The 9,713-nt window shown below is 63.4% G+C and carries 14 protein-coding genes; 6 read left to right on the top strand and 8 right to left on the bottom strand.

The annotated features are described in order from the left end of the window. Both CH266_RS15260 and CH266_RS25410 read left to right on the top strand, forming a co-directional pair. Window positions 1-489: HNH endonuclease signature motif containing protein (locus CH266_RS15260; RefSeq protein ID WP_141214539.1), on the top strand; the 489-nt coding region annotated here is incomplete at its 5' end. Window positions 490-607: 118 nt separating this feature from the next. Beyond that, complete coding sequence (locus CH266_RS25410; RefSeq protein WP_176457107.1) at window positions 608-784, top strand: hypothetical protein; 177 nt, start codon at window positions 608-610, stop codon at window positions 782-784. Window positions 785-968: 184 nt separating this feature from the next. Here the strand turns inward: CH266_RS25410 and CH266_RS15255 are convergent, their stop codons facing one another. After that, window positions 969-1,166, bottom strand: coding sequence for a PLD nuclease N-terminal domain-containing protein (locus tag CH266_RS15255; RefSeq protein ID WP_032366706.1), 198 nt, complete (start codon window positions 1,164-1,166; stop codon window positions 969-971). A gap of 62 nt (window positions 1,167-1,228) precedes the next feature. Here CH266_RS15255 and CH266_RS15250 point away from each other — a divergent pair, with 62 nt between their 5' ends. Further along, complete coding sequence (locus CH266_RS15250; RefSeq protein WP_032366707.1) at window positions 1,229-1,471, top strand: PLDc N-terminal domain-containing protein; 243 nt, start codon at window positions 1,229-1,231, stop codon at window positions 1,469-1,471. Here the strand turns inward: CH266_RS15250 and CH266_RS15245 are convergent. Next, entirely contained in the window at window positions 1,453-1,905 is a 453-nt protein-coding gene (locus CH266_RS15245; protein ID WP_052060668.1) for a GNAT family N-acetyltransferase, read from the bottom strand. The genes CH266_RS15250 and CH266_RS15245 overlap by 19 nt on opposite strands. Beyond that, window positions 1,892-2,902, bottom strand: a complete 1,011-nt coding sequence (locus tag CH266_RS15240; protein ID WP_094715640.1) for an aldo/keto reductase — start codon at window positions 2,900-2,902, stop codon at window positions 1,892-1,894. The genes CH266_RS15245 and CH266_RS15240 overlap by 14 nt, the downstream gene beginning before the upstream one ends. 64 nt (window positions 2,903-2,966) lie before the next feature. Here CH266_RS15240 and CH266_RS15235 point away from each other — a divergent pair, with 64 nt between their 5' ends. Continuing rightward, window positions 2,967-3,878 carry an aminotransferase class IV gene (locus CH266_RS15235; protein WP_176457106.1) on the top strand — a complete coding sequence of 304 codons (912 nt, stop codon included), beginning with the start codon at window positions 2,967-2,969 and terminating at the stop codon, window positions 3,876-3,878. A 3-nt stretch (window positions 3,879-3,881) separates the two neighbouring features. Here the strand turns inward: CH266_RS15235 and CH266_RS15230 are convergent, their stop codons facing one another. After that, window positions 3,882-5,030 carry a serine hydrolase domain-containing protein gene (locus tag CH266_RS15230; RefSeq protein WP_094715627.1) on the bottom strand — a complete coding sequence of 383 codons (1,149 nt, stop codon included), beginning with the start codon at window positions 5,028-5,030 and terminating at the stop codon, window positions 3,882-3,884. 66 nt (window positions 5,031-5,096) lie between these two features. Next, the gene (locus CH266_RS15225; protein ID WP_094715626.1) at window positions 5,097-5,657 is read right to left on the bottom strand and encodes a TetR/AcrR family transcriptional regulator; all 561 of its coding nucleotides are present in this window, start codon (window positions 5,655-5,657) and stop codon (window positions 5,097-5,099) included. A gap of 103 nt (window positions 5,658-5,760) precedes the next feature. Between CH266_RS15225 and CH266_RS15220 the strand changes: the two genes are divergently transcribed. Further along, window positions 5,761-6,600 (top strand): alpha/beta fold hydrolase, encoded by an 840-nt coding sequence (locus CH266_RS15220; RefSeq protein WP_032366710.1) that lies wholly within the window; start codon window positions 5,761-5,763, stop codon window positions 6,598-6,600. A 63-nt stretch (window positions 6,601-6,663) separates the two neighbouring features. Here the strand turns inward: CH266_RS15220 and rraA are convergent, their stop codons facing one another. Beyond that, on the bottom strand, window positions 6,664-7,143 hold the full coding sequence (rraA, locus tag CH266_RS15215) for a ribonuclease E activity regulator RraA (protein WP_027494882.1): 480 nt from the start codon (window positions 7,141-7,143) through the stop codon (window positions 6,664-6,666). 24 nt (window positions 7,144-7,167) lie between these two features. Further along, entirely contained in the window at window positions 7,168-7,551 is a 384-nt protein-coding gene (locus CH266_RS15210) for a DUF5313 family protein (RefSeq protein WP_032381953.1), read from the bottom strand. 115 nt (window positions 7,552-7,666) lie between these two features. Here CH266_RS15210 and CH266_RS15205 point away from each other — a divergent pair, with 115 nt between their 5' ends. Further along, on the top strand, window positions 7,667-8,698 hold the full coding sequence (locus CH266_RS15205) for an amidohydrolase family protein (RefSeq protein WP_230591581.1): 1,032 nt from the start codon (window positions 7,667-7,669) through the stop codon (window positions 8,696-8,698). A gap of 192 nt (window positions 8,699-8,890) precedes the next feature. On the opposite strand, the gene CH266_RS15200 is transcribed toward CH266_RS15205, so the two are convergent. Then, entirely contained in the window at window positions 8,891-9,643 is a 753-nt protein-coding gene (locus tag CH266_RS15200; protein WP_094715638.1) for a MerR family transcriptional regulator, read from the bottom strand. Window positions 9,644-9,713 lie beyond the last annotated feature (70 nt).

Raw genomic sequence — 9,713 nt, 5'->3', positions numbered from 1 at the left:
CCGAGCCGCGACGCCATCCGCATGGCCTCGCACGCCCACCACTACCTCACCATCTTCGACGACAACGGCAGAGCCCTCTACCTCGGCCGATCCAAACGCATCGCCTCCGCCGACCAACGCATCGTGCTCATCGCCCGCGACCGCGGCTGCAGCTTCCCCTCCTGCACCCGCCCGGCGACCTGGTGCCAAGCCCACCACCTCGACGACTGGGTCGAGGGCGGACCCACCGACATCGACTCCCTCACCTTCGGATGCGACATGCACCACGCACTCGTCGGCACCGGCCCCGGAAAGTGGGCCACCACCAAAACCACAGCAGGACACCGCTATCCGGGCCGAACCCTGTGGCATCCACCAACCGGAATGGACCCCACACGCCGCGGGCTGATCAACCACGCACACCACCCAGAAGAAGTGCTCTACCCACCCGACCACCACAGCGACAACACCCGCGACACCGGCGACGAAGAACCACGACAACCCGCATGACGACCCACACAAGCGTCTGGGCACAGCTCTGTCTGTTGTCAGTACATCGCGACCGCCCGCACCGGCGTGCGCGAAAAATAGGAGGGCTCCCGAGTCGGCGCCCGCGTACGGTGACCCCATGATGGTTCTCGCCAGCAGGACTGCGGAGTTGTCGCCGCCGGTCTTCTTCGTCTGGAAGGCACTGATGCGCCCAGATGTGCATCCGAAGAATCAAGGGTTCGCCTGGCCGGTGATGTTCGAGGATGCCGCTCTGCCGCGCATCGTCGAGAGTAGTGAGTTCGACCGCGTGGTGTAGAGCTCGCCGTGGCCCAGTCTTCCCGACATCCTGGTGCAGTTCGATCTGACCGCAGCAACCCGACTTCGCTGAACGCTGTTGGCCCACACACCCGCCCCCAACCCGCAGACGGTTGAATGGCTCCGCGACCAGGTAAGCCATCTGATCAACATCGACCTACGCAATGCGACTGGACACTGAACTCTCAGCTGTTGCCGCCGTTCACCCCATACGGATAGCGCTTCCCGACTGCGAACCACAGGATCGGGCCGACGATGGGCAGGATCAGTGTCACCACTACCCATGCCAGCTTGATGAGCCAGTTGGAGCCTGTGTCACGGACGATCGACACGAGAGCAATGCCGAAGAGAGCCAATGCAATCGCGCCGCCGGCAGAAGTCATGGTCGCACCTTATGCCTGCGTCGTGGCTAGTCTTGCCCTGAGGTGAAAGGAGTCGGAAGACCATGGATGCTGACGGTAACCCGGCTCTGCCGTTATGGTTCGATCTCGCATGGATGGCTGGGATCGTGTTGTGGCTGCTACTCGTCGGTGTCGCATGGGTGTCGATTCTTCGGAGCAATCAGGCTCGTCGGGGATCCGCGTTCTGGTGGTGTCTGCTCGTGTTGCTGATGCCCATCTCAGGCGCACTGATATGGTTCGTCGCTCGCCCGCGTAAGCCCGATACAGATCAACGGTTGAGTTCGTAGCGGGCCAGCCACAGTCCCGGCAACACCTCTTGATTCTGGCTGTGCACGAAGCCGAGTGACTCGTACAGGCGACGGGCCGGGGCATTGTCTCGCCCGGTAGCCACCAGCACACGTTCTCCGGCAATGCAATTCAGTGCCGCGGTAACCAAACCGCGACCGATGCCCTGGCGATGTGCGTGCGGAGCCACCACCAGACGGTCGATCTCGGATCCGGACCACGCTGCGGCACCGAGGATTTCGTCCAGATCAAGCGCGACGAGCCAGTGGACCTGTGCTGCACACAGATCATCCACCGACTCGTGCAGTAGTGGGATGCGGTCGTCGCCGATGAGCTCGGCCTCGACAGCGTACGCACTCCTCTGTACGGCCAGGATTTTCTCGGCCGACAACCGATCCGTCGACGGATCGACCTGCGCTATCTCAATACCGGCCACCAGCGGGCTCGGGCAATGCGTCGAGCGCGGCGAGGTGCTCGGAGCTCAACGTGAGCGAGGCGGCACCGGCGTTCTCGTCCAGACGTGAAGTGCGGCGAGTGCCGGGAATCGGCACCACGTGCTCTTCCTGCGCCAGCACCCATGCCAGGGCCACCTGCGCAGGCGTCGCACCGAGCTCGTCGGCGATGGCCGCGATGGCGTCGACGATGACGAGGTTCGCATCGAGGTTGTCGTGACTGAAACGCGGCAGTCGAGAGCGGAAATCATCTGCAGCGGGTGCGGTTCCGCGGAAGTTGCCCGTCAGAAACCCTCGGCCCAGCGGTGAGAACGGCACAAAGGCGGCACCGTTGTCCTTCGTCCATGTCAACGAGGTTGCCAGGTGGTCGCGTGTCCACAACGACAACTCCGACTGCACAGCAGATATCGGATGCACCCGCTGAGCCCGATCGAGCTGCTCGACGGTGAACTCCGAAACACCCAGTGCGCGAACCTTTCCGGCCCGCACGGCCTCGGCCATCGCGCCGATGCTGTCTTCGACGTCGACCTCGGGATCGGGACGGTGCAGGTAATACAGATCGATGTGGTCGACGCCCAACCGTCGGAGCGAATCGTCGATGGCAGACCGCAGATGCTCGGGCTTGCCGTTGGGGCCGGAAATGACCGGCTCTCCGGCGTCGCCGATGTGGGAGGTCAATCCGCCCTTGGTCGCGAGCACCACCTCGTCGCGTCGACTGCCGATGGCTGCGCCGACGACTTCCTCGTTGGTGAACGGTCCGTACACATCGGCGGTGTCGATGAAGTTCACACCCAGGTCCAAGGCGTGCCCGATGACGCGATCGGGGGACTCCGTCTGGTCGTCTGCCTTGTATGCCCAGGTCATTCCCATGCAGCCCAAGCCGATGGCACCCACCTCGGGGCCGTCGTTCCAGAGTGTGCGGGCGGGAGTGGAGCCTGCGGAACGACCAAGGGGTGGCCAGGATACTGTGCGTTCGTTCATGTACTCGACCATAGAGAAGTAAAAGCGTTGTCGCTTGGTCTCACCGGGCGACTAGCATCGCCGCATGGCACTCCCGCACTCGAAGGTGTATTTCGGCGACAGACTGGTCGATGCGCAGGACGCGACACTCGGGGTCGCGACCTCGGCCGTCCTCTACGGCCTGAGTGTCTACACCGTGTTTCCGGTGCAGGTGGACGGAGATCGGCGCACCGCTTTCCGGTTGCTCGATCACTACCAGCGACTCGTCGAGTCCTGCAAGATCATCGGTATCGACACGTTCGCGTCACAGTGGACGTTCGAGCGGTTCGTACAGGCGACACGCGACGTGATCGCCGCCAACGCCCCGACCGACGAGGTCTACGTGCGGGCAACCGTCCACGTCGACGAGTCCATTCCCGGAACACGGGTCCGTGGCCTGCACACGACAGTGTCGATCTTCCTCTACGACGCCAATCCCATTGTCCCGCAGGACGGCATGCGGTTGAAGACAAGTGTCTGGCGTCGCATTCCCGACTACGCCATTCCCTCCCGCGCCAAGGTGAACGGTGCGTACGTCAATTCCGTTCTGGCGAAACAGGATGCGATCGACAGCGGTTTCGACGACTGCATCTTCCTCGACATCAACGGACACGTCTGCGAGCTCAGTGCCGCCAACATCTTCCTCGTCCGAAACGGAGTGCTCATCACGCCTGACGTCACCAGCGACATTCTCGATGGCATCAACCGTCGAACCATCCTGACCCTTGCGCGCGAAGAAGGAATGACGGTTCAGGAGCGCACCGTCGACCTCACCGAGCTGTACATCGCCGACGAGGCCTTCGTGTGTGGCACGTCGGCCGGGGTTGCCCCGGTATACGAAATCGACGGCCGCGCAATAGGAACCAAGGAGTCGGGCCCGGTGACGCTCACTCTGCGGAAGCGTCACCAGGCTGCACTCACGAGCGACGAAGTGCACGGCTGGGTGAGTGTGCTGTAGCCGCTAGGCGGGGCAGGTCGACTCGAGTCCGGCAATGAGCGCGGCGCTGGCGTACTGGAACAGGGGATCGGTTGCGGGGTCAGGTGCCGCGGAGGTCCACGACAGTGCGACTTGGCGCTCCCCGTCCGGACTCGCGAACGCGAGAGTGCTGTAGCCGAAGCCGTTGCCGCGCTGACCGAATACCAGTTCCCCGGAACCGGGATTGCAGGCATCGCCGCCGAGCAGCAGTCCGAGTCCATACGCGGACGGCGTGAGGACCTGCATCTCGTCGATCAGATTCTGCGGGATGAGCATGCCGTCGAACAGCGCTCTGAAGAAGGTGTTCAGATCGCCGACCGTGGAGACCACTGCAGCAGCGGAAGACCAGATACTCGCGTCGTACTCGGTGACGTCGGTGTAGATCCCGTTCTCCAGCACGTAGCCGTGCAGTGCGTCGCCGGCTATAACAGCGTCGGTGGGGTAAGTGGTGTCGGGCATCTGCAGAGGTTCGAAGATCCTGTCCTGCAACGACTGTCCGACGGGCTTCCCATCGAGATCGGCCACGATCCGCCCGAGTAGAACGTAGTTGGTGTTCGAGTAGCTGAACTCCTGGCCCGGTTCACTTGTCCACGGCATGGCCGATGCCTGCGAGATCAGCTCATCATCGGTGACGGAATCATCGGCGCCAGAAGCGATCTGCTGCGCCGTATCGAGTCCGGTGAGGTAGTCGGGTATTCCGCTCGTATGGTCGAGCAGTTGTCGGACGGTGACGGACTTGGGCAGCAGGCCCGGAAGGAGTTCGTCGACCCGCTGATCGAGCTGCAGCTTTCCCTCGTCCACGAGCTGGAGTACCACGGCGGCGACCATCGACTTGGTGACGCTTGCAATGCGCACCGGATCATCGGCACCCGCCGGCTCGGTGCCATCACGCTCGACGAGTCCTGCCGCTCCCGACCAGGAATCCTCGCCGTCGCGCACCTGCGCGACGGCGGCGATGGACCCTGCATCGACCAGGGCGTCCAGAGCCGCCTGGACGTCGTCGGTCCTGATGCTCCCACTCGACGTCGTCGTAGAGGTCGTCTGCACGGCTGAGGGCTCGTCGGACGACGTGCATCCACTGACCAGCAGGGACGTCGAGACGGTGAGGGCGGCGAGGACTCGTAGCTTGCTCATGGATTCGACACTAACGTCCCGAAACGGACAATTTCAGTGTCAAATGTCAGTGATCCGCGATGCCGGTCACTTCGCGCTCGAATTCAAGAGAACCTCGGCCGCAGTCTTTGCTGCAGAGGCGGATTCGGCCAGTTCGGTGATGGCGGCGGTGGTTTGCGCACCCTCGGCGAGCAGTGCGATTTGCAGACCGACGGCCGGCTCGCATCCGTCTTCGACGGCCAAGGCGGTGACGTACTCGATGAAACGTTTCTTGTGCTGATGCGCGGCGTCGGCGACCTCGGGCATGGTTGCACCCAGTTCGCCGAAGGAGTTGATGAACGCGCACCCGCGAAAGTCGTCCTCTCGGAACCATCGATCCAGGAAGTCGAAGATGGACAACAGCTTTCCGCGTGGCGTGTCGTGCCGATCCGCCTCGGCGCGGATCCCGTCGTTCCACTGGGCAGTGCGGCCACGGAGGACCTCGGCCACGATGGCCGTCTTGGACGGAAACAGTGTGTACATGCGTTTGAGGGAGATTCCCGCTGCGGTGCGCAGCTCATCCATGCCGACGGCCTGGATGCCGCGCGAATAGAACAGTTCGTCCGCGGCGTTCACCACCTGTGCCCGTCCGATTTCCGTACTGGTCATCGCTTACCCCTTGCCGAGAGAACCAACGTTCTCTACAGTAGTCCACACACGGAGAGAACGACCGTTCTCCCGCTCGATGCTCAGGACGCAGGAAGGCAGGATCATGGCGTACATCAACGTCGGAACCGAGAACTCCACCCCCGTCGAGGTCTACTACGAGGATCACGGCTCCGGCCAGCCGGTCGTGCTCATTCACGGCTACCCGCTCGACGGCAACTCCTGGGAGCGCCAGTCGCGTGCGCTGCTCGATGCCGGCTACCGCGTCATCACCTACGACCGCCGTGGATTCGGGCAGTCGAGCAAGCCCACCGTCGGCTACGACTACGACACCTTCGCTGCAGACCTGGACAAGGTACTCACCGAGCTCGACCTGAACGACGTCATCCTCGTCGGATTCTCCATGGGCACAGGTGAACTCGCGCGGTACGCGGCGAAGTACGGCACGGATCGCGTCGCGAAGTTCGCGTTCCTCGCCTCGCTCGAGCCGTTCCTGCTACAGACCGACGACAACCCCACCGGCGTTCCGCAGTCGGTGTTCGACGGCATCGAGACCGCAGCGCGTGAGGATCGTTTCACCTGGTTCGAGAACTTCTACAAGGACTTCTACAACCTCGACGAAAACCTCGGCAGCCGCATCAGCGAGGCCACCGTGCGCGCCAGCTGGAACACCGCCACCACCAGCGCGCCCGTCGCGGCCTATGCCGTCGTGCCCACCTGGCTCGAAGACTTTCGCGGAGACGTCGCGAAGGTCCGCGAATCGGGCAAGCCGACGCTGATCCTGCACGGCACGGCCGACAACATCCTGCCGATCGACTCCACCGGCCGCCCGTTCCACGAGGCGTTCCCGGAGGCAACGTACGTCGAGGTCGACGGCGCACCCCACGGGCTGCTGTGGACACACTTCCAGGAAGTGAACGACGCGCTTCTCGCGTTCGTGAAGTAGCACCGACGTCGTACAAGACGCAACAGAAAGGGACGGCACCGCGGCCGTCCCTTTCGCGTCGGATCAGACTGCGACCACTCCGTCGTGATCGCTGTAGACGATCTCGCCGGGGGTGAAGGTGACGCCGCCGAAGGTCACCGGCACGTTCTTCTCGCCCGATCCCGTCTGCGTGCTCTTGCGTGGGTTCGTCCCCAGTGCCTTCACGCCGATGTCGAGGGTGCGCAGAATCGCCGAGTCCCGCACAGCGCCGTTGACGATGACGCCTGCCCAGCCGTTGTCGACACCCCGTCCGGCGATGATGTCGCCGACGAGCGCGGTGTGGATGCTGGCGTCCCCGTCGACCACGAGAACGCCGCCGTTGCCGGGCTCGCTCAACGTCTGCTTGACCAGCAAGTTGTCCTGGAAGCAGCGGATGGTGGTGATGGGTCCGGCGAACTCGGTGTGCTTACCGAACTGGATGAACTGGGTGTCGCAGCTGCGGATGTCGGGACCGATCTCGTCGGCCAGATCAGCGGTTGCTTTGAATTCCACAGGTGAAGTCATGCGCAGAAGACTAACGTCCGATCGTCAGCCGCGGCCGTGCCGTCGCTCGTAGTCGTCCCGGGTGCGGTCGACACGTGTCTGCGCCTTGGCGTTGATCAACTGGGGATCGAGGCCGTGAATCAGCAACCGGTGCCGCCGATAGACGTTCATCAGCGCTATCGCGAAGTACACCAGCGGAATGAACAGCAACGCCATCATCGCCAGCGACATCCACAGCGGGCCGGGAATCAGCAGGAACAGCAGCAGCAACGGGATGACGGGAACCGTGAATCGAGCCAGGTAGCGCACCTGGGCACCGTTGCCGACGAGGTCGTTTCGGACCCAATCCTGCATCGACGGGGGCAGCACCCGACCGAACGAGTACCCCAAAAATTGCGCAGGACTGGGCTTCGTACGTTCGGTCGTCATCGCGCCATGCTAGTCCTCCATCAGTTGGTACAAGTCACCGTTGACTGCGGATAATCTCATATGTGACGATAGCGTCAGTTCGAACCGGGTGGTGTCGACGACAAGGACGTAGACCGTGATCGACCGCAGAACCTTGCTCGGCGCGCTCGGTGCAGCCACGCTCTCGGGCGTCGCCCTGTCCGCAGCGACCGCGTCGGCGTCACCGAAGCCTGCCGCCGGGGGAGTAGTGGACGTGCACTCGCACATGGTCCCCGACTTCTACCTGCGGGAAGCGCTCGCGTCCGGCATCGTCTTTCCCGACGGCATGCCGAAGTGGCCGTCCTGGTCGGTGACCGAGCATCTGCAGATGATGGACCGGTGTGGGATCGACAGGGCGATCCTGTCCGTGTCGAGCCCTGGGGTGCACTTCGGCAACGACGGCCAGGCTTCCGATCTGGCCCGACGGGTCAATGACTTCGGAGTCGGAGTTGTCCAGGGTCAGCCACGCCTCGGATTCTTTGCGTCGCTGCCCCTTCCGAACGTCGTCGACTCGACGGTCGAGGCCATTCGGGCTCTCGATCAGCTCGGTGCCGACGGGGTCACCGTGATGTCGAACGCCGGCGGCATGTATCTGGGCAACGCGGTGCTGACGCCACTGCTCACCGCGCTCGATGCGCGTTCGGCGGTGGTCTTCGTGCATCCCACCTCGCCGCCGAATGCAGCTGCGGTAGAGCTCGGTAGGCCCGCTCCGATGGTCGAATTCCTTTTCGACACAGCACGAACCGTCGTCGACCTGATTTTGCTGGGCGTGGTCGATCGGTTCCCTCACATCCGTTGGGTGTTCACTCATGGCGGCGGAGTGCTGCCGCTGTTGGCGGATCGGGTCGACTTCTTCCGGACGCAGGTCGGTCTCGGTACCCCGTCGACGCCGAATGTACTGCAGCGCTTGTGGTTCGACCTCGCCGGTACGCCGGTTCCGCGGCAGCTGCCGGCATTGCTGTCGGCGGCCGGGCCCGATCGTCTGGTGTACGGCAGCGACTACTGCTTCACGCCGATCGCCGCTGTGCAAGAACAACTGCGATCGCTCGACGCCGGTGCCGCGGACGGTGGACTGGAGAACTGGCGCGCCGTCACATCCGACAATGCCCGCAGTCTGTTGAGTGTCTGATCCGTACGGGAGTTCGATGAAAGCGCAAGCACTACAACCGTTCTCAGGGCACTGGGATTGGCAGATGAATGCCGCCTGCCGCTCGCGTCAGCCCTGACGAGCAGCGTTCGCCCGGATATCTACGCCCCGGGTCGGAATCCGCACCCCCTGCAGGAGGCGCGGATTCCGAAAAGGGGTGCGGATCGAGACGAGTCAGCCCTGACGAGCGGCGTTCGCGACGATGACGTCACGGAGATACTGCGCCAAACCGTCGGCGATACCGTTGTAGTGCTTGGCAAATCGCTCGTCGGCGATGTACATCTCCGCCAGGTTCACCTGCATCTCGTAGCCGCAGTCGTAGTACCGCTCGATCGACGCCCGATGACGTTCGGCCAGTACCCCGGCTTCGGCGGAATCCGGCAACACGCCCCGCTGCATCGCGGCCGCGAGATCCGCTTCCAGCAGATCCGTTTCGGCCTTGACGGCCTTCCAATCGTCCTTGGTGAACGACGCCGTCCGCTGCTGCGACTGCTTCCACTCGTCGGTCTCGCCCCATCGCTGCTCGGCCTCCTCGGCGTATTCCTCGCCGGTCCAGTTGTCGCCGAAGATCTCTCGCTGCTCCTCGGGAGTCAATTGCATACCCATCTTCTTCGCCTCCATCATCTTGTCCACGGCCGCAGCCATTGCGTGCAAGTGATCGATCCGCTCGTTCAACAACTCTCGCTGCCGCCGCAGATGCGCCATGGCATCGACCGCCGGGTCGTCGAGCAACGCTGCAATGACGTCGAGTGGGAACCCGAGCTCGCGGTAGGTCAGTACCTGATGCAGCCGTTCGACATCGGCCGACGAATACGTTCGATAGCCCTTGGGGGTTCTGCCCGACGGCACCACCAGCGCGATCTCGTCGTAGTGATGCAGCGTTCTGACGCTGACACCCACCAACTTCGAGACCGCGCCGACCTGCATACCGACCTGGACGTCAACCGAACTGTTCGCGGACGAATCACTCACGAAGGACACTGTGCTGCCTCCCGTG

Origin of the sequence: Rhodococcus sp. 06-1474-1B, from assembly GCF_002258885.1 — a bacterium.
GTDB classification, from domain to species: domain Bacteria; phylum Actinomycetota; class Actinomycetes; order Mycobacteriales; family Mycobacteriaceae; genus Rhodococcoides; species Rhodococcoides fascians.
This window is presented reverse-complemented; position numbering and strand designations above follow the sequence as displayed.